18 protein-coding genes are annotated in these 20,234 nt (G+C 47.8%); 10 read left to right on the forward strand and 8 right to left on the reverse strand.

Annotated elements, in window-relative coordinates:
* The first annotated feature begins 473 nt into the window (after positions 1-473).
* From qoxA to BN1360_RS08790, 5 genes are all read left to right on the forward strand, one after another.
* Positions 474-1,433: a cytochrome aa3 quinol oxidase subunit II gene (gene qoxA / locus BN1360_RS08770; protein ID WP_068779508.1), complete on the forward strand. Its 960-nt coding sequence runs from the start codon at positions 474-476 to the stop codon at positions 1,431-1,433.
* A 24-nt stretch (positions 1,434-1,457) separates the two neighbouring features.
* Complete coding sequence (gene qoxB, locus BN1360_RS08775; RefSeq protein ID WP_068779509.1) at positions 1,458-3,401, forward strand: cytochrome aa3 quinol oxidase subunit I; 1,944 nt, start codon at positions 1,458-1,460, stop codon at positions 3,399-3,401.
* Positions 3,398-3,994, forward strand: a complete 597-nt coding sequence (qoxC, locus tag BN1360_RS08780) for a cytochrome aa3 quinol oxidase subunit III (RefSeq protein WP_068779510.1) — start codon at positions 3,398-3,400, stop codon at positions 3,992-3,994. Before qoxB ends, qoxC begins: the two co-directional genes overlap by 4 nt.
* A gap of 1 nt (position 3,995) precedes the next feature.
* Positions 3,996-4,280, forward strand: a complete 285-nt coding sequence (gene qoxD / locus BN1360_RS08785) for a cytochrome aa3 quinol oxidase subunit IV (RefSeq protein ID WP_068779511.1) — start codon at positions 3,996-3,998, stop codon at positions 4,278-4,280.
* 189 nt (positions 4,281-4,469) lie between these two features.
* Complete coding sequence (locus tag BN1360_RS08790) at positions 4,470-4,817, forward strand: metal-sensitive transcriptional regulator (protein ID WP_068779512.1); 348 nt, start codon at positions 4,470-4,472, stop codon at positions 4,815-4,817.
* 75 nt (positions 4,818-4,892) lie between these two features.
* On the opposite strand, the gene BN1360_RS08795 is transcribed toward BN1360_RS08790, so the two are convergent.
* The 4 genes from BN1360_RS08795 to BN1360_RS08810 all read right to left on the reverse strand — a co-directional run bounded on the left by BN1360_RS08795 (position 4,893) and on the right by BN1360_RS08810 (position 8,782).
* Positions 4,893-6,971, reverse strand: a complete 2,079-nt coding sequence (locus BN1360_RS08795) for a serine hydrolase domain-containing protein (protein ID WP_324254252.1) — start codon at positions 6,969-6,971, stop codon at positions 4,893-4,895.
* Positions 6,972-7,120: 149 nt separating this feature from the next.
* Positions 7,121-7,729: a hypothetical protein gene (locus tag BN1360_RS08800; RefSeq protein ID WP_068779513.1), complete on the reverse strand. Its 609-nt coding sequence runs from the start codon at positions 7,727-7,729 to the stop codon at positions 7,121-7,123.
* On the reverse strand, positions 7,710-7,910 hold the full coding sequence (locus BN1360_RS08805) for a type II toxin-antitoxin system antitoxin (protein ID WP_068779514.1): 201 nt from the start codon (positions 7,908-7,910) through the stop codon (positions 7,710-7,712). The genes BN1360_RS08800 and BN1360_RS08805 overlap by 20 nt, the downstream gene beginning before the upstream one ends.
* Positions 7,911-7,927: 17 nt before the next feature.
* Positions 7,928-8,782 (reverse strand): SPFH domain-containing protein, encoded by an 855-nt coding sequence (locus tag BN1360_RS08810; RefSeq protein WP_179013269.1) that lies wholly within the window; start codon positions 8,780-8,782, stop codon positions 7,928-7,930.
* Between the two features lie 216 nt (positions 8,783-8,998).
* On the opposite strand from BN1360_RS08810, the gene BN1360_RS08815 reads away from it, so the two are divergent.
* Together BN1360_RS08815 and nfsA are read left to right on the forward strand one after the other, a co-directional pair.
* The gene (locus tag BN1360_RS08815) at positions 8,999-9,670 is read left to right on the forward strand and encodes a stalk domain-containing protein (RefSeq protein WP_068779515.1); all 672 of its coding nucleotides are present in this window, start codon (positions 8,999-9,001) and stop codon (positions 9,668-9,670) included.
* Between the two features lie 152 nt (positions 9,671-9,822).
* A complete protein-coding gene (gene nfsA, locus BN1360_RS08820) occupies positions 9,823-10,566 on the forward strand; it encodes an oxygen-insensitive NADPH nitroreductase (protein WP_068779516.1) in 744 nt (247 codons plus the stop codon).
* Between the two features lie 130 nt (positions 10,567-10,696).
* On the opposite strand, the gene BN1360_RS08825 is transcribed toward nfsA, so the two are convergent.
* The 4 genes from BN1360_RS08825 to BN1360_RS08840 all read right to left on the reverse strand — a co-directional run bounded on the left by BN1360_RS08825 (position 10,697) and on the right by BN1360_RS08840 (position 15,818).
* On the reverse strand, positions 10,697-13,960 hold the full coding sequence (locus BN1360_RS08825) for a type 2 lanthipeptide synthetase LanM family protein (protein ID WP_068779517.1): 3,264 nt from the start codon (positions 13,958-13,960) through the stop codon (positions 10,697-10,699).
* A 104-nt stretch (positions 13,961-14,064) separates the two neighbouring features.
* Positions 14,065-15,159: a hypothetical protein gene (locus BN1360_RS08830; RefSeq protein WP_068779518.1), complete on the reverse strand. Its 1,095-nt coding sequence runs from the start codon at positions 15,157-15,159 to the stop codon at positions 14,065-14,067.
* Between the two features lie 189 nt (positions 15,160-15,348).
* On the reverse strand, positions 15,349-15,585 hold the full coding sequence (locus tag BN1360_RS08835; RefSeq protein ID WP_068779519.1) for a mersacidin family lantibiotic: 237 nt from the start codon (positions 15,583-15,585) through the stop codon (positions 15,349-15,351).
* Between the two features lie 44 nt (positions 15,586-15,629).
* Complete coding sequence (locus BN1360_RS08840) at positions 15,630-15,818, reverse strand: mersacidin family lantibiotic (RefSeq protein WP_069188315.1); 189 nt, start codon at positions 15,816-15,818, stop codon at positions 15,630-15,632.
* A gap of 238 nt (positions 15,819-16,056) precedes the next feature.
* On the opposite strand from BN1360_RS08840, the gene BN1360_RS08845 reads away from it, so the two are divergent.
* Genes BN1360_RS08845 through BN1360_RS08855 form a run of 3 tightly spaced genes read left to right on the forward strand, consistent with a single transcriptional unit; the run spans position 16,057 to position 20,087 of the window.
* Positions 16,057-16,311: a response regulator transcription factor gene (locus BN1360_RS08845; RefSeq protein WP_229520931.1), complete on the forward strand. Its 255-nt coding sequence runs from the start codon at positions 16,057-16,059 to the stop codon at positions 16,309-16,311.
* Positions 16,304-18,448 (forward strand): peptidase domain-containing ABC transporter, encoded by a 2,145-nt coding sequence (locus BN1360_RS08850; RefSeq protein ID WP_068779520.1) that lies wholly within the window; start codon positions 16,304-16,306, stop codon positions 18,446-18,448. The genes BN1360_RS08845 and BN1360_RS08850 overlap by 8 nt, the downstream gene beginning before the upstream one ends.
* Positions 18,432-20,087: a S8 family serine peptidase gene (locus tag BN1360_RS08855; protein WP_068779521.1), complete on the forward strand. Its 1,656-nt coding sequence runs from the start codon at positions 18,432-18,434 to the stop codon at positions 20,085-20,087. Before BN1360_RS08850 ends, BN1360_RS08855 begins: the two co-directional genes overlap by 17 nt.
* Positions 20,088-20,234 lie beyond the last annotated feature (147 nt).

The following is a 20,234-nucleotide window of genomic DNA, read 5'->3' on the forward strand; positions in this document are numbered from 1 at the left end:
ATAGCTGCGAAATACGGCAATATCTTCGGATTGATATCGCTGGAGAAGCGCATGTTACGCCTAATTCACTAGCAGGACAAGGATGAGATGGGAAATAAGAAAAAAGCATCAAAGTAATAAAATTCCATAACAAGAGTTTACCTTATAGATCAATAAGGTAAGTGATAATAATCACGAACTATTCAAATAAATATGACAATTCATCGAACAATACCTTAAAGAAGGGGCAATGTGAACAATTATCAAAATCGACGAATTTGCTAAAATACGATCAAATTTGGACGAATTTGAACTTTTGTTCTAAATCTAAAGAGAGAAAACGAAAAATAAATGTAAATTTTTAGTATAAATGTAATTAGCTATGAATTGTTATTGTTTAATAGCTTACCTAACATAGTGTTAGATAATTAATACTACCATCCCTGGAAGAGTGGGTGGTGCGTGATATTGCTGGAAAGGGGTAACGGAATTTTATGAAAAGGAAAGGATTGCTGCTGGTCGTTTTCTCAGCGTTTCTTGTCCTCTTGACCGGTTGTAATTCGCTGGCCGTATTGAACCCGAAAGGGCCGGTAGCGAAGACGCAGTCTAATGTTATTATTTTCTCAATGCTGGTCATGGCGCTAATCTTGCTGGTTGTGTATGTTTTGTACATCTTTATGCTTACGAAGTACCGTGCTTCCAAATCGGCTCCGGATTATGAACCGCCGCATGTAGAGGGCAGCAAATGGCTGGAATTCACATGGATAGCTATTCCGATCATTATCGTTACGATCCTGTCGGTCGTTACAGTTCGGACTACCAATGCCTTGGATAAGGTACCGGCGGGCTATGAAGATCAAAAACCGTTAGTTATTTATGCATCATCCTCCAACTGGAAGTGGCATTTCAGTTATCCGGAGGAAGGAATTGAGACAGTTAACTATGTGAACATTCCGACGAATCGTCCGGTTGAGTTCAGACTCTACTCCTACGGACCGATCACCAGCTTCTGGGTTCCACAATTAGGCGGACAAAAATACGCGATGAGCGATATGGTCACCAAGCTCAATCTCGTTGCGGAGCACGAAGGCTCATTTATGGGTAAGAACTCCAACTTCTCCGGTAAAGGGTTTGCCGATATGGAATTTGAAGTTCTGGCGATGTCGAATGCGAAATATGGCGAGTGGGTGAATGAGGTCAAGAATACAGCCGTTCCATTGACTGAAGAGCAGTTCAATTCCCTGCTGGATACTGCGAAGGTAGGCAGACAGACCTATTCTTCGACACATTTGGAATTCAGTCCGGCGCCTGAGGGTGAGCATGCAGGTCATAATCATGGCGGAGACTCCTCCGGCGACACACAAATGGATCATTCCGAAATGGATATGGATATGAATATGGACCACTCCGACACGAATGAAAACGGGGCTGAACATGCCTCGCACGGAAATTAGGGAACAGAAGGGAGTAAGCTTGACATGAAATGGGACGAATTTTTCGTCACTGGCGAACCGATGATTTATGGTGCGATGGTCAGCATCGTGGTTGCATCCTTGGCTATTGTCATCGGCTTGACCTATTTTAAAAAATGGGGCTACCTATGGCGCGAGTGGCTGACAACGGTTGACCATAAGCGAATCGGTATCATGTATATTATCAGTGCGCTCTTGATGCTGTTCCGCGGCGGCGTTGACGCGCTGCTCATGCGGTCGCAGCTTGCGGTTCCAGAGAACGGACTTCTTGATGCGCAGCACTATAATGAGATATTTACGACTCACGGGGTCATTATGATCCTGTTCATGGCAATGCCGTTCATTATTGGTTTAATGAACGTAGTTGTGCCGCTGCAGATTGGCGCGCGCGACGTTGCATTTCCGAGACTAAATGCGGTCAGCTTCTGGCTATTTTTTGCCGGAGCCATGCTGTTCAACCTATCCTTCGTCATCGGCGGCTCGCCGGATGCAGGATGGACAGCTTACTTCCCGCTGGCCAGCAATGAATTCAGTCCTTCGGTAGGCATGAACTATTACTCGATCGCGATTCAGATTGCCGGTATCGGTACGCTGATGACAGGCGTTAACTTTATCGCTACCATCCTGAAGATGCGTGCGCCTGGCATGAAGCTGATGAAGATGCCGATGTTCACCTGGTCAGTCTTGATCACTTGCGTTATTATTTTGTTCGCGTTCCCGGTTCTTACAATAGCGCTGGCGCTGATGATGTTCGACCGAATGTTCGGCTCTCAATTCTTCACGATGGCTAACGGCGGTATGGATATGCTCTGGGCCAACCTGTTCTGGGTATGGGGGCATCCGGAAGTATACATCGTTATTCTGCCGGCGTTCGGGATTTACAGTGAAGTAATCTCGACCTTCTCGCGGAAGAACCTTTACGGATATAAATCGATGGTAGGCAGTATGGTTATCATCTCGTTGCTGTCCTTCCTCGTATGGGCTCACCACTTCTATACGATGGGTCATGGGGCCATGGTCAATGGCGTATTCTCCATAACGACGATGCTCATTGCGGTTCCGACCGGGGTGAAAATATTCAACTGGCTGCTTACGCTCCATAAAGGGAAGATAGAGTTTACGACGCCGATGTTATACTCGCTTGCGTTCATCCCGATCTTTACGATCGGTGGGGTTACCGGTGTCATGCTCGCAATGGCGAGTGCCGACTACCAGTACCATAATACAATGTTCCTGGTTGCCCACTTCCACTATGTGTTGATTCCAGGTACAGTATTTGCCGTAATCGCCGGTTTCTATTACTGGTTCCCGAAATTGTTCGGATTCCGCTTGAACGAGCGTCAAGGCAAACTGGCATTTTGGGTCATTGCAATCAGCTTCAACGTAACGTTCTTGCCGTTGTTCTTCCTTGGACTCAAGGGCATGACGCGCCGGATGTACACTTATTCGGCGGATACAGGCTTCGGACCGCTTAACATGATCGCAACGATCGGCGCCTTTGGCCTGGCAATTGGATTTATTATTCTGGTCTATAACATTTACTGGAGCTTCCGCTATGCGCCTAGAGAGACGACGGGCGATCCTTGGAACGCACGTACGCTGGAATGGAGTACGCATAGTCCGATTCCAGATTATAACTTCGCCATCACTCCTACGGTTCAAGGGCTTGACCCGTTCTGGGAGCATAAGAAGGGCGGACATCAGCTCTATAAAGGCGATTATGAAGAGATTCATATGCCAAATAACAGCGGTCAGCCAGTTATACTCGGAGCGATCTTCTTCTTCTTTGGATTTGCTATGATATTCGGCTGGTGGATTCCGGCGATTATCGGAGGGCTTGGTGTAATTGTAATGTTGGCAGTTCGTTCGTTCGAACGCGATCACGGGCATCATATCCCGGTTCGTGAAATTGAAGAAACGGAAGCTAGATTGCGGGGTGAACAGGCATGAAGTTAGATAACTCTTTGCCTTTGGAATACCGTTCAGAAGAGAACAGTAATCGGATTTTCGGTTTTTGGCTGTTCCTTGGCGCGGAAATCGTGTTGTTCTCAACGCTGTTCGCCGTCTATTTCACACTCTGGAATCGGACCGGCAACGGCCCGAGCGGTAAAGAAATATTCGAGATCGGTCCGGTGCTGATCGAGACCTTCGTGTTGCTCACAAGCAGCTTCACGATCGGTCTGATGATCAACAGCATGCGCCACGGAATGCAAAAGGCAGCTATGGTCTTTTTCTTCATCACTTTGGTGCTGGGTCTGATCTTCCTAGGGGTAGAAATTACCGAGTTCGTGACCTATGTTAATGAAGGAGCAACGATTTCCACGAGCGCCTTCATGTCCAGTCTGTTTGTTCTGCTTGGTACGCACGGTGCCCACGTAACCTTGGGCTTGCTGTGGGGCGCAGGCATTATGATACAGATCAAACGCGAGGGCTTCACGCTTGATACAGCGAATAAATCATTTATTTTCTCGCTTTATTGGCACTTCCTTGACGTTGTCTGGATCTTTATCTTCAGCTTCGTATATCTGAAAGGAATGATGTGACATGAAAAAATTATTCCCTGTCCACCATGTCATGGGATATGTGTTCTCGCTGATCCTTTCGGTCGTCGCTCTGTCCGTCATTCTATGGGATATGCCACTGGCTGTCGGTATGACGATCCTGCTTGTCTGTGCGGCGATCCAGATGGGCGTCCAATTGTTCATGTTCATGCATATCGGCGAGACCGGGTCCAAGACCTCATTGTATACCAACATTGCATATGCTCTGTTCGTTGGCCTTGTAACCCTCTTCGGTACGCTATTCACCATGATCTGGGGATATCAATAAAGCCAAGACGAGGCTTCAGCCTAATCTAGTCAGAAGAATCACCCTGCGCCTTTTGTTTCGAAGGGGCAGGGTGATTTTTTGTATCGACGGATGGGACAGGGCATTGCTGTCTAATGCCTGCAACCGATTGAAAGGTTGCCTGGATTGCGATATTATGATGTAAAGGTCCCAATATAGCGAGGTGATAACATGGCGGAACAAGTAGACAAGAAGCATGGCGCGACTGAGGAGTGCTGCGGCGATGAGGGCGAGGGCCATGTCCGTCATAGCCATCATTCCGAAGCTGTGAAGAGCAATTTGACGAGCCGTTTGAACCGGATTGAAGGTCAAATCCGTGGCATTAAAGGCATGATCGAGAAGGATACGTATTGTGATGATGTTCTGAATCAGATCGCAGCGGTTCAATCCGCACTGAATAGTGTTGGCAAACTGCTGTTGGAGGGTCATATGAAGAGTTGCGTGATTGAGCGGATTCAGGCTGGTGAGATGGATGTAGTTGATGAACTGCTGATCACCGTAAATAAATTGATGAAGTAATCCGCGCGAAATATACCCCGTACTAGTATATCAAAACAGTAAGCCCCACAAGTTCATAACTTGTGGGGCTTATGTTTATTTTAATGAAATTTCAAACTGTGAGCCTGGGTCGCCAATAAAGGCGATGAAACCATTTTCCGGCAGTACCACTTCGTTTACGCCGCTGACTACAGTGAAATTTACGCAGGCTCCACTGGCATCATAGACTGCAAAGGAACCTGCCTCCGGCAAGTTAACCGCCAGTGTCTTGCCTGCCGATTTTTCCGGAATGGTGTACCATCTCGTTTGACCATTCTCTTGAATCTTCGTCTTCGATTGCTTGCCGATATAGAGCGGTACGACATTGTCCTGACTTACAAAGCGGCTTCCGGCAGCCTCCAGGTACTCAACACCGTCCTCTGTGAAGAAGATGAGATCACTTGCGTCTCTGCCCATCAATGTCGGGATGTTCAACAAATTCAGAGCTTCATTGGCACCTGTGATCTTATTGGCCATTAAGTATCCTGGCATATCTTTAAGTGTTGCAATATAAGCGATAGGAGGCTGCATGAAGTAGGCCTGAGAGGTATATTTTTCACTTACGAGAAAATAGGTTTTACCCTCACGCGCTTCCCATGCTTTAGCGATCTCAGGAGATAATTCATTTGGTTCCAGCTTCTCCGCCTGATAGTCGGACATAGCTATTTGGCCAAGATCTGGAATGGTTGTATAAGATCTAACCCATAAGTAAGTGCGTCCGTTGTCTTCTGTGACTAAGTTAAGCTTCGTACCGCCGTCCTCACTGACGAATGAGCCATCTGCTGTATAAGTAAATTTCTGAACCGGAGCTTCAGGTACTGCAAGCGAGCTTAAGGACAACTCGCCGTCCTTGCTAATATCCAGCTTGATCAACTGACCTGCTGTACCGTAGATCCCTGCATTTGTCGATACCTCCACCGGCATATTGGCTTTTACAGGTACGCCAAATGACTTGGCAGGCTTCAACTCTTTAATGATCCCTTTTTCCTGCAGAGCACTTAACAGAATCCCACTGGCCATAACCTGATTTAGTGAACTCGAACCACTGGAAGAGAGGATCGCTACAGACAGCTTGTGCTCGGGCAATACGACCAGCGAAGCGTGAGACAACAGGGTGTCCCCACCCTTCGTCAGAGCCTGAATGCCGTAATCGTTGAACGGGAACAGGTTGACGCTATCCCAGCCTAATCCATAGGCGATTGAGCTATCTGCCTCTTGCGGCCACAACCCGTTCTTATATTCTGCTTTGGCCGTGGCTGCCACTGATTTCTCTGTCAGAAGTCCGTCGGCATTCCCTGTGAAGATTTGCGAGAAGCGGGCAAGATCTTCGGCTGTGGAATAAATACCACCGGTACCGATAAAGTTAACCGTATCCGCAGGAAGCTCTCCCTGATAGCTAGGAGAAAAGACGCCAGCCAGCTGCGCATGATTCACGTCATCTTGCGGAGTTTTTGTATTTTTCATACCAAGCGGCTCAGAAATATATTTATGTACGAAGTCTGTGAAGTCCATGCCGCTAACTCTCTCTACTAATATTTCTGCTAGAGTAAAGCCGTCGTTGCAATAAACGGAGAATGCGCCCGGATCAGCCTTCAGCCGCTGTACCTCCAGTCGTTTCAGCAAATTGTCATATCCGGATGTATCATTATCATCGAATAAAAAGCCATTGACGAGTGTTGAGCCACTTAAGCCGGAGGAATGATTCAGCAGCATACGCGGAGTGATTTTTTTATATCGATCGTCTTTCATTTTGAACTCAGGAATATAGGCAGTCAAAGGCTGATCCAAATCGATTTTTCCTTCATCAACAAGCTTCATCACCGCAACGGTTGTGAACATTTTGCTAGTAGAGCCGATGCCGTATATCGAATCAGCTGTTAATGGGGTATTGTCTGACGCATGATTAATGCCGGATTGCCCGGATACTACAATCTTCCCTTGATCAATGAGTGCGTATTGCAAGCTGTAAGTACCATAATTCTTCGTCAGCAGATCGGCTTTCTGCGCTGCCAATTGCTTGGTTGCCTCGTAAGAAGGACTGTTCTCGGCGGCAAAAGCTCCGGCAGGCACGAGTAATGTCAGCAACAGGGCTGCCATCACGAAAATCGCTAGGCGCTTCTTCATTCTCATCTTCATTTTTACCTCCCCATGTCATTGTATCCAGAATTCCACTAAAGGTGTAACAGTCATTCTGTCTTAACATATTCTTACGGTACAGGTGTTCAAAGGTTTCATTATATAGAGGAGCGGATGCAGTGGCAGGACAGCATCCGCTTGCTCGACTTCTATTTCCCCACGTGGACGATACCTTGCTCATACATAGCTTCGATAAACGATTCCATGATCCGGACACATCCTCGGAGGAACACGATATCGGCTTTCTTATTCGTCTCCGAGAAGGTAAGCTGGGCTTCATGCTCTTTGACACGCGCCTTGAGACGGAAGCCCTTATGATCCTCCAGCAGGTCTGCTATACCTTCATGCTTCAGAATAGCTCTTAACAGACTGGGGTGAGAGGCTCCGGCATGGAACGATTTGCTGAGGGGATTCGGCAAAGTCACTTGTCGTAAATTCCCGTGCAGGATCAGAAGTAGAGGGCTTTTGATCGAGCTCAGCAAGCATTCAAGCTTTCTTCTCGGTTTGTATTTATACTTGATCCCGACTACTTGACCGCTGTTTGTATTGGAACTATTCGAGTTGGAATCGGTAACTGTGAGATACATTTGGCCCCGTCCCTGCGGCAGCTGAATCAGCACATGCCGTCCGGTGTATTTCCAATTCTTGAAAGATGCTTCTATAAAAGTGGCTTCATATTGGTTCGCATATTCCTGCAGCAGGAACTTCGACTTTGATTCCCACCAAGGCTTAACAGATTTAATCTTGGTCCGCGTCATTTTCCAAGGCCTCCTTGACACGCATTTGGGGTGAGGGCAAGCGCCCTTCCTTCCGTAGGGCCTCGCGTAGTACATATTCAATATGACCATTCACGCTTCGGAATTCGTCAGCCGCCCAGCGTTCCAAAGCTTCATATACGACGGGGTCCAGGCGCAGCGGGAAGCTCTTCTTCTTAGCCATCGTGAATGGGGCTCCATTTAATACAAACTGCTTGTATTAATGATAGGTTGGGCGGAACGGTCCGATACGACCGCGACAAGCAGGTTATTGATCATAGCAGCTTTACGTTCATCGTCCAATTCAACGACGCTCTCGGCCTGCAGGCGCTCAATCGCCAATTGAACCATCGTAACGGCGCCGTCAACAATCTTCTCGCGAGCGGAGATGATGGCTTCGGCTTGCTGACGCTGCAGCATGGCGCTGGCGATTTCTGTGGAGTAAGCCAAATGAGTCAAGCGGGACTCGATCACCTTGACACCGGCTATCGCCAAGCGGTTTTGCAGCTCCTCGGTCAGTTCCTTAGCGATTTCTTCCGTGTTTCCACGCAAGGAGAAACCGTCACCGTCCAACTGGTCATAAGGATATTTGCTGGCTACATGACGCAGGGCAGCCTCGCTCTGAATCTCTACGAAGGTTTCATATTCATCAACTTCAAAGAGCGCTTTAGCGGAATCAATGACCGAAAATACAACCACGGTAGCAATTTCAATCGGGTTGCCGTTAACATCATTAACCTTCAGCTTGGCGCTGTTGAAGTTACGTACACGCAGCGATACTTTCTTCCGGTTGGAAAAAGGGGTTACCATATAGAATCCGCTATTGCGGATCACACCAAGGTATTGCCCGAAGAAGGTCACGACAGCGGACTGGTTCGGCTGCACAATCGTAAGCCCGGTGAGGATCACAAAGGCGATTGCGCAAGAGATGGCGCCGAGGATGATGGGAAGAGGCGTAGCAATGGTAAACAGATATACTCCAGCGCCCGCAAAGGCAATGAAGAATAGCAGCGCAACAAATCCGTTCAAATAAGATAATTGTTTTTCCTTCAGCATAGTGAAGCACTCCTCAACAGTTATTTAATATTAATTTGATATTTATATGATATCACTTTTAGGATATATTGTAAATTGATAATGTGAAAACAGTACTAAAGTCGGGTGGATTCTTCGTTATTTAGTTAATAAGTAACTTGAATTTAGTAAATTAAATTTTTATATTCTTCATAGGAGTGCGCAGTAATCCATTTTTATAGAAGGGAAGAGGATCTGTTGAAGAAGAAGTGGATGATTAGTACCATGGTGGCAGCGTTGATGCTGACAGCCGGAACCGGTGTATATGCAGGTGCAAAACTGCAGGAGGTAAAAGCTTACCTAAACAGCAGCATTCAACTCAAATACAATGGAACGCCTGTGCAGCCAAGGGATGAGAAAGGGAATGCGGTTCTTCCGCTTACCTATAACGGAACGACATATCTGCCTGTCCGTGCAGTTGCTGATATCGTAGGAGTCGCTGTATCCTATAATCCGGAGACCTATACGGTGGAATTGGGTGAGAAGGCAGAAGGCGTAGCGATCGCCAAAGGCTTCGATAACATGTATTATACGAAGGACCCGAAAGAGACGACTTACCAGGGCAAGGATTATAAGGAAGCTTATTTCGATAATGCCAGTGGGAATCGAAGCAGCAGCTTTATGCTATATCCGAAGGGAAAGTATCAGAAGCTGGTTCTGCAGGTCGCGGCTGTTGGTGAAGATATCGATAACTTTGTCATCGAAGACAGTGAGAAGGATGTGAAGCTGACGACCGAGAAAGTGGCGGTGGGCGACGGTCTTAAGACGATTGAGGTAGATATCGCAGGCGTTAATGAGTTGTATATTTATGCTGATGTACTCAGTAATGGGGCCATGTTTGTGCCTTTAACAACTTCATACTATAAATAAATTTATCTATTCATCAACCAGTCCGGCACGGTCTTCCGTGTTGGACTGGTTTTTCTTATTTGGGAATAGTTAAGTTGTATAATAGGAGAGTGACTTATCTTTTATGAATGAGGCTAGCTATAACCATAAACAGCATGAAGGGAGGCAAAAGCATGAATGAGACCATCAAGTTGTTAATGGCGCACCGCTCGATCCGCAAATATGCGGACAAGCCGGTGTCCCGCGGGATCGTCGAGCAAATCATTAGTGCGGCGCAAATGGCTTCGACCTCCAGCAATGTACAAGGTTACAGCGTAGTAGCTGTCACAGAGCCGGAGCGCAAACAAAAGCTGTCGCAGCTTAGCGGCAACCAGACTTACATTGTGGAATGCCCTGTCTTTCTGGTATGGTGTGCGGATTTGTCCCGCCTGAAGAATGCTGCCCGGCATCATTTGCCGGATTCAAAATCGTACGAAGCAGCGACAGAGAATTTCATTGTTGCTGCAGTTGATGCTGCTCTGGCGGCGCAAAATGCAGCTATCGCTGCCGAGTCGCTTGGTCTTGGCATCGTCTACATCGGGGGAATCCGCAATCAGATTCAGCAAGTGACTGAACTGCTCCAATTGCCAGAGCTGGCCTTTCCGATCTTCGGCATGTGTCTGGGTTATCCGGATCAAGGCCCGGGTCAGCGCCCGAGGTTGCCTCAGCCGGCAGTTCTGCATTGGGAGGAATATGACAGCGCTGAAAGTGAGAAGCAGGTTGCTATATATGATGAGATCATGAGCGAGTATTTGCGCGAGCGTACGGGTGGGGCCAAGGATACATCGTGGTCCAGGCTGATGGCCGAGAAGCTGGCGAATCCATCGCGTCTTCATATGAAGGAGTTTTTGGAGCAGCGTGGATTTAAGCTGGAATGAGAAGAGGAGCAGAAGGGCAGAAGAGGAACGTGCAAGCGCCCATAGAAAATGAACAGAATAGGCGGTTCCGGCTATTGGCAATAGAGAAGAGAAGTCGATATATCGACTTCTCTTCAGGACTTGCGTATGATTACGTTTCTGGATGAATTTCCAGAGACAACACAGAAGGGACTAACTCTGGATTAATTAATCGCAATAACTGGTAACCGATACCTGAGTAACCCAGAAAGAATCCGGGTGTTTTTAATCCGCGGGGAATTCCAGTTCGGAATGATCCTGCTTTTTTCTTCTCGCTAATCATTTGATTGGCTAGAGAATAAGCCTTCTCAATATGTTCCGGGCGTCCAAGCTTTCTTCCAGACTGAAGCAGCAGCTCACTATTACCCATGTCTCCATGGCAGAGACAGTGACTTGCTCCGATTCCACCCTTCAGTGTGGTATCGATGGCAGCTTCGATTTCAGCAAGCAATGCGGGTTTATCCATAGCCGGCATATCATACATAAGAACTCTACCCAAGCCAATTCCGGCAGAACCGTGGCACCAATATTTAGCATGGTAGGCTTCTGGTCCAGCTTTACGCAGATCGGCCCAGTTCCCCTGCTTGATCGAGTACAAGGAGCGCTCAAAGGCTAAAGCTTGCTCTGCATGTTCATGGAATTCCGCTCTTCCGGATGCTTCCCATAACGATTGCAGAGCCAAGGCAATACCGGCAGTTCCATGTGCAAAGCCTCCTAAAGGTTTTCGTGTCTGAAGAAGCGACGGCCAAGCGATGCCGCCTTCTGTCGGAACGGACTGAGACAAAAGGTGTTCTCCATAATCTATGGCGGCGGCCAATGCCTGTTCAATCTTGAATTTCTTATAGACCTGAAGCAGTACGAGAATAACTCCGGCTGCGCCGCCGAGCAGGTCATAGCAATGATCATTTTCAACGATGGTGCCTAGATGATCGACAAGATGAGTCTGGATATCTTTCCACGAAGGATCGGCAGCCCCGAGTCCGATGAACTGGGATAATACATAAAGAATGGAGGCCTGACCGTAAAAGGCGGAGCTGAAATTGGCATGATAGGGAAGCGAAGCCAGGGAGGTTTGCATGGCAAGGCGAGCAGCTTCCGTATAGGCCTGTTCTCCTGTGATTTTTCCGAGATATGCCAAAAAAAGCGCAGGACCTGCAGTACCGTCATATAATCCCCCTTTCATGGCGGATACGTTCCATTGTCCACGATAGTTCATTCCTACACCGATCCATGTGGCGTCCGAGCGGCTTTTGTTAAAGATGGCCTGCTCCAGCAGATAGTCTCCGATCTCAGTCGCTTGCTTAATATACTCGTCTGACGAATTTTTCGCTTGAGCACTAGAGGAAGCTGACGTGGCTTCATTCATGACACAAGTGGAATTATCGGAAGAACAGCATTCAGAATTCTTGGTGTTCCATTCCGCCGAACCGAGGATGGAGGAAATGATCCAGCCAGTCTGGCGTTCTTCTTCCGCCTCATCCAATGCGGTAAGTCGCTGTATGGCCAGATCATAGCTAGTCTCCGGGAAGAAGTCCGGAATGATCTTGCCCCGGCTATCGAACAAATCGCGGGAAGTAGGGGTCGTTATAAAATAAGGAATATCCCCCAGGAGCAGGTCTTCCCGTTCGGAAGCAATCGCTCGTTCATCCAGAACCGTATACCAGAGACGATCGAGCAGCTTCTCCCGTTCAATCGCATCTTTAGTGTAATTGGGATGGTTGGCTTCCATTAGAAAATTGGCGTAAAACTGGGTCGGTCTAAGAATGATCCGGATGGGAACATTCCTGAAAGGGGCCAACGGACCTGTGGATTCATCTAAGAGCTGTGCAAGATTCTGACGCAGAATAGAACAAACCTTCCGGAATCCGAGTACGATGTCATCCACATAGTTGCTGGCATTCGTGTCCTGTCCGTTTAACATAGGTCTGTTGCTGGAAGGGCTGGAACATCTTGTTTTACGCACGAACCGCATTTCATCTGTATCCTCGTTCTCTACTTGTAATACCGGGAATGGCAGCGGTTGTTCACTTGCTCCTCCCATACCGCTCATTTCGATGCCGAAGCCTTCCTCGTTCTGATAAAGCAGGAGCGGTAATAATCCGGTGCCGATTACGGAATCAACGACTTTTTTCTTGGCCTCTACATCGGCAGTATCCGGGAAATTCAGGGCGGGCGCATTATGAAATAAGGTCTCCAAATCAATAGGGACCGGATGTTCACCTTTAGCAATTACATTTTCCATATGAAAATCTGTTCCACGCATACTGTATAAAATAGCGAGTAATCCCCCCAGGCGCTGATAAAAGAGCGCGACCTCAGAACCTGTGCTGCAGCTTTCTGGATTCACATATTCCTCCCAGCCATAGTCGCCTTTATCCAGCACATGAAGCGGTTTAAAGGCAGGCGAAAACCCCTTGTTGTTCAGCCACAACAGAAGCTTGCTGAAATGAAGGGAGGCCCCGAGAGGCTTTGGTTTATACATTAATATATCACCGGAATCCAGGTGCATACGCATAACGGAACGTCCTTGTTGGTGAGCGTCACCCATACCGGCCGAAAAGGTTTGTAGCCTGTGTATGCCTTGCGGTAGTGCTAGGGTCGTTATGATTTCATCATAGTCGTTGGAGAAGCGTATTACTGCTTCCAGTACGGCCTCAACGATAAAGCGAGTTCGAATCATCAGAATCCGAGCAAGCGTAGGGTATTCGCTAAAAATGAATTCTAATCCATCTATGTCACATAGTTTTTGTTTTACGAAGCTTTGAAATCTCTCTGCCGGCGTGCCGCCCTCCAATTCCTCCAATTTCTTCGCTACATGCAGTTCTAGGACCAGCGTTCGGGCACCGCACTGCAGCAAGCAGTCGGCCAGTTCATTGAGTAGTTTCTCCCGTACTGCCTCCGTATCCACGAATTGTTCGATCTTTTGGTTCATTGCGATGGCCTGATCCCATCTCTGTGCCGCCCACAGTAAAAAGGGACGAAAGGCAGAGTGGAGCTTCAGGTTGACAGGTTCTTGCGGGGAAATAGTGCGATTTAATCGCAATGCTTCTTGTAATTCAGGTAAGCCCACCCAATTGTAATAACTGTTTTCAGGCAGGGCTGCCGGAAGCTGCTGCGAGTTCATTACGGCCGAAATTACTTCGCCGAATCTTTCCTCTGTCCACCGTTCCGCGGCCAGCCTGCTGCGGAACTGTTTGTCATCCAAGAGAAGTGCGTCCTTTCTCCAACGTTCGATTTCGTTAGAATTCATCTCCATAGCTTCGTCATGAGGCTTGCAATGAAGCCCCAGCAGAGCTTCCCGTTCCTTGAGAAAAAGGGACGGGGCGTTTCGTTCGTTCAGCTCACCTTTGGCGGTTTTATCTATTAATGATGGCATTATAATCCCTCCCGAAATTCTTAATGCCTTAATGTTAGCACTGCCGCTTTGAGGTCGGTACTTCGCAAAATGGCGCTTTTTGCGAGAGCCAAGAGAAGGGACTGCTACAGTTGATTTTCAATTTGCGATAATATGTTCCGCTCGAGACGGTAGGTTCCGAACGGCCTGAACCAGCGGTCAAGCAGGACTCGAGCTTGGGATAAGTGCTCCATAGCTTCCTCTTTGTTACCCTGTACGGACAACAGAGCTGCCCAGGCTTTGTGATAGCTGTAGGGCTCGTTGTTTGGCAAAGCTTTTACAAGCGCTTCGGCTTCCTCGCAGGACCGTATGTCTTGCGGAGGATACAGCAATAAATGACTGGCGTATAAGCTATCTATCATAATCCGGGACACTGGAATGGAAGAATAGGGATGTTTAGTTAAACAGACAGGGCGAATATATTTTAACGCCTCTTCAGGTTGCCTTTTGTCGGCATAGTGAAGGTATAGATACATTCGCAGTTCATTCTCCTCAGCAAGCTGCTCCGGCGTACGTTCCGGCAAACCGTTCAATAACTGGGCGGCTGCGTTAATGATTTTTGGGTTCCAGTCGGCGGGTTGCCGTTCGGATAGATAATCCTTCTGGAGTATAACCCCGGCCATTAATAAATGAGCCCTTGCCGAACTCTTGTGCAGAAGTAAAAATAGCTTTCCGTCGGAATGAGTGGACCCGTTCGATAAGGGGAAGAGCGTGGCTGCTCCAACAACAAAGCTGATCCATAATAATAGCTCCTTGAATAGTGGCCAGAAAGGGGGGAGGAGCAGAATGAGCAGTGCGGTGAATAAACTTGCCGCAGGTCCGCCAAGAGCCATCCAGGACCACCTTCGGGCCATTACATTCAGATCTGCTGAGCAGGCCGAAAAACGCATCGTTCCACCAAAACGCAACCAGCTGTCGTTTGGTCGCAAGCGGATAGAGCCTTTCGTAAAGACGATCATCATCGGACCAACAATCAGCTCTTCGGGCTTCAGCCCTACCAAGGTGCCTATCAGCAAATGTCCTGTCTCGTGAGCGAGAACCGCAAATAGAAAGGCTGAGATCATAAGGGCTGCATGGGTAATTGCTTTTCCGGATGCCGGGAACAAAAGGACCGTGAGAACACCAATCAGGATTAATATGAGAATGAACGGCAGTGGTCTCAGAAGCCTCTTTATATTCATGGAAACACCTGCTTTCTTGATTATTTGCGGTAGGTTGCGATACCTCAATCATATATTCTTTTAATTAGGGATACAAACCCAAAAGACCCTATATATTCAAATTCTATTTATGCTGGGAATACAAAGTGTACAGCCGCATTTCGGCTGTACACTTTAAGGGATATGTGTTTATATATGGCATTTTTAACATTAGCAGCTTTTGATCGTCAATACGATGGTTACCCCTACTGCGATGCCTCCGCCTACCGCGGCGCAAGTTGCAGAAGATGCAGCAACCGTTGCAGCAACCGCACAGATCGGAGTTGTCTCAGGCTGTACGTCAGCTCCGCCGTATACGCGGGATAATTCAGAATGGCTAAGCTCTACTAGAGCCTCCCCCGAAGGATGAACCTGATTAAAAGCGGATAATACGTCTTCTCTTTTCATTTGAAATACCTCCCATTTTTAAATTTGAATTTTGACCAATCAGACTAGCATTTGGCGACAGACAAAATGACACCGATACCGACACCAACAAAAAACCCGCACAATGGTGTTGTCTCTGGCTGAACATCGGCACCGCCATGGACGCGCTTCAATTCCTCGTTGCTTAGTTCTATTAGCGCCATGCCTGCAGGGTTCTCCATATCCAAGGAGAGTAGAGCAGCTTGACGATTCATAGGTTAACCTCCTTTCTTTGTTTGCTTTGTTTCTTACGTCTCTAATCTTAATTTCGATTAAGCGGGTTGTGTACTACGCAAAATTGCAGTATTTTCCATACTCTTATTGCGCTGCTCCACAATGTTGCCCCGCCAATAATTTGTGGTAATCCGAAGCTGGATTTTCGGTGCAAGCGGGACCAGTTAATACTAATATGGAACTTGAAAAATGAATTATGGAAGGAGAGCTGATTACACCATGCATTTAAGCGAGAAGGAAAAGGAAGTGGCTATTCTGATTGCCCAAGGGATGAAGGATGTCGAGATCGCACAGAAGCTGTACATCAGCCGTAGGAGAGTTGGTGAGATTGTTTTTAGAATCAAAGATAAATGGGGGATATTTTCAAGGGTCGAAATAGGGATCATGGCTTACCATTATGGATGGATCTTCCCTCCGGAGTCGGCTGCAGAGGTTGAGATGGCGGGGATGAACAGGAGACTTACTCATGTATAGAAAAGTACCGTTCATCGAGCAAATGGAGGATTCCGAATGCGGGATAGCGTGCATCGCCATGGTGCTGGGCTATTATGGAACCTTTGTCTCCCTTCACGAGATCCGTGAACGGTACGGGATCAGCAGGGGCGGAAGTTCGCTCTTGCAATTAATCAATATCAGTTCAGGCTACAATTTGATAAGCAAAGCTTTCAAGGCTGATTTTGAACAACTTCTGAATTTACCGCTACCGGCGATTGCTCATTGGGAGGAGAAGCATTTCATTGTTATTGAACGTATAGGCAAACGAAGCGTGACAATTGTCGACCCGTCTTTTGGACGCAAAAAAATCAGCAGGGAAGAGGCACAGGGACTATACAGCGGATTTATTCTTTGCCTTGCCCCTGGCGAATCCCTGAAGCCGAGAAGGAAAAAAAGCAAGTGGAGTTTTTTTCTCACAATCGCGTTGAAGCAACCCAAATGGCTTTTGTATATTCTTGGCGTCTCTCTTGCTCTACAAAGCTTCGGCTTAATCGCTCCGAAGCTTACAGCTTACACTACAGACCATCTACTACTGAACTCCTCACAAGATAAAGCATCCATCATCGCTGTGGCATTACTCTCGTTGTTCATATTCTTTGAATTGTTCTCCATGCTAAGAGGTTGGCTGCTGGCCAAATTACAGTCGGCCATGGACTTGCTGATGATGGAGACGTTTATTGGCAAGCTGTTCCGGCTGCCGTATTCCTTCTTTGAATCGCGAACAGGCGGCGAGTTGCTCTTCCGTACCAATGCCAATGTGTATATCAGGCAGATTCTCTCTAACCGTATGGTAAGCATCATAATTGATTTCATTTTACTAATCTCCTATGCAGTCCTAATGTTCACAAGTTCGGTTTCGCTGGGAAGCATGGTAATTGGCGTGGGGGTTGGGATATTCAGTATTTTGATTGTTACGACGATGGTGACCCAGCAGTTTGCCAGCCGCGAAATTACCGAACAAAGCAGGACGCAAAGCTTCTTGGCGGAATGCATCTACGGTATAACGGACATGAAGCTGCTGGGGGCTGAGAACCATTTGTTTGGCACCTGGGGCCGTTTGTTCCGCACTCAACTCCGTACAACACAGAAGCGCAATATTTGGATTTCGCTATTGGACTCTTTTTCTACGGGAATTCAATTCATTTTGCCGCTGCTGTTGCTGTGGGCAGGGAGCGGTGCAGTTATTCAAGGAGACATGACCTTGGGGGGACTGCTTGGATTCAATGCGCTGGCCGCCGCATTTATGATACCTATTGTTTCGCTCGGGTCTGCTTATACCCAGCTATTGTCGGTAGGATCATATTTGCAAAGGATGCAGGATGTCGTTGAGGCAAAGCCGGAGCAGGAAGGGGGAGAAGCAGTGACGAGCTTGCAAGGGAGAATTGAGATGAACAACGTCTCCTACCGGTATTCACCCTTCTCCTCAGATGTTCTATGTAATGTGAATCTTGAAATTGAACCCGGTGAGAAGGTTGCCATTGTTGGTCCTTCCGGTTCCGGAAAAAGTACACTTATCAAGCTGTTGTTAGGACTGTATCGCTGTACCGAAGGAGAAATACGTTATGATGGTCGGCTAATAGATGAATTGGAGCTTTCTTCATTACGGCGATGTATCGGCTCTGTTCTCCAGGACACGAGGCTTTTTCAGAGAACAGTCGAGGAGAACGTTCGTATGCTGGACGAACATATTCCTTTGGAACGAGTTGTAGAGGCCTGCATGACGGCCAATATACATGACGAAATTATGAAGCTACCTCTTGGCTACGCTTCGGTGGTTTCCGAGAACGGCACAAGCTTGTCTGGAGGACAAAGACAGCGCTTGCTTCTGGCGCGCGCGCTCATCAACCGTCCGCAGGTTTTATTATTGGATGAGGCGACCAGTGCGCTCGACAATCTAACTCAGGCGGAGATCGATAGGGCGCTGTCGGTCATGAAATGTACGAGGCTTGTTGTTGCCCATAGACTTAGTACTGTCATCAATGCCGACCGGATTATTGTAATGAGCGAGGGCAGGATCGCCGAGACGGGAACACATCAGCAGCTTCTGGCGAAAAAAGGGCTATATTATCAACTTTATATGAGTGAGGAGGAAAAAGAACATGAACTCGCAATTTAAGTCGGAAGTGGGAAATAAGAAAAGGAATCGCAGGCGAAAGATTATGTTTGTAATGGCGGTTGTTCTGCTTCTGGTAACGTCTCCAGGCCATAGTGGCGTACTTGCGGCGGTAATGGAGGGGGCGAATGGTGCAAAGGCCGAGCAGGAATACGGAAACCTTATTTCTCCGGTGTCGGTTACAGATATCACGTACCACCCTCTGCAATCTCTGGAATGGGACGAGGGTATTACATCGGGAGATCCGCAGAGCCGGCTCATTATGTTCAAGGAAGGCAGATTGCCTGCATATCCGGAGGAATTGCTGCAGCAGTGGCCGGATATTGAGATTACTCTGCTGCCTGAAGTAAGCATGCTGAAATTAACTGGTTATTCACTGGATCGGCTTCTGGATGCGGAAGCAGCGCTGACCGCAGCCTTTGCCTCTGATATTGAAGAGGTGGGAGAGGACCCTAAGATTACGATCAGTGATCAGGCTACGGACCCGTTGCAGGATGCCGGGATAGCTAGCAAAAAAACCTATAATATCCTGAACTTAAACAGACCGCAGTTTCCAAGTGCCCGCCGTCAAGAGGCAGCCGACAGTGTAACGGGCTCATCGCCGCTTGCTGCAGGTGCTCCATTATATCAAAGCTGGGGGTGGGATATTAAGGAGGTAACCGGAGACGGGCAAAGCCTATCCATGCAATCCGGAAATCATAATGTGGTCGTTGCGGTCATAGATAGCGGGATTGATGCCTCGCATCCAGATTTAAGCGGTAATGTCGTTAACGGAGGACGATCATTTGTACCTGGTGTCAACGATACCATAGATCGTCTCGGGCATGGAACGATGATTGCCGGCACGATCGCTGCCAATGGTCAGCTCTTGGGAGTCGGACCTAACCTGGGAATTTCGGCATATAAAGTGTTTGACGAGGGAGAGGCCGACAGCTCCTGGGTCGTTGAGGCCATTATTCAAGCCGTACGTGATAAAGTGGATGTTATTAATTTGAGTCTGGGCACTTATAAATCATTGATCAAACGTGAGGATCAAGCCATCTTAATCGCCTATGAACGGGCTCTGGCTTATGCTTATCTGCACGGGGTTGTCGTCGTGGCTTCGTCCGGTACCGATGGCCTGGATATTAGCAACCCGTTCCAATTGGCAGAAAACTTGGGCTGGGGGAAGAATTTGGCGGTCCATGCTCCGGGTGGTCTCCCTGGTGTCATCACCGTATCGGCGACAAATCGGGAGCATGAACGAGCTTTTTATTCGAACTATGGCTTACGTAATATGATAGCTGCGCCAGCCGGTGATTATGGCAGCACATGGTTCACCAAGGGAGAGTTGAATCTGTTAAGTATGTGTCTCACTACTTATCCTACTAACCTGCCCCAGTCGTATCTTAGCCAGCTTGTCGGTTTGCCTGCAGGCTACGAATTTATGATTGGAACGAGTCTCGCCGCCCCCAAAGTTTCAGCCGCCGCCGCCCTGCTTATTGCGGAGGGACGGGAAAAAGGCAAGCCGATGAGTCCGGAGGATGTCAAGCAGATCTTGTTCCGCAGTGCCACAGACTATGGAGTGACAGGTCCGGATACGGACTTCGGAGTGGGTGTGGTCAATGTATACGAGGCTCTAAAAAATACAATGAGTAAGTGAGGAAAGGCAACAACGATCCGCTGTATTCTGGGATTACTCGATTTCTTAACCCCATTCGTCATGTTCGCTCGGGTAGGAATGTCTGATCCTAGCTTAACGGAAATTGCAGAAATGATTGCAGGCTATCGCTTTGTTGTAGACGGAGGA

The sequence above is a fragment of the Paenibacillus sp. GM2 genome, from assembly GCF_900069005.2.
Classification (GTDB): Bacteria; Bacillota; Bacilli; order Paenibacillales; family Paenibacillaceae; genus Fontibacillus.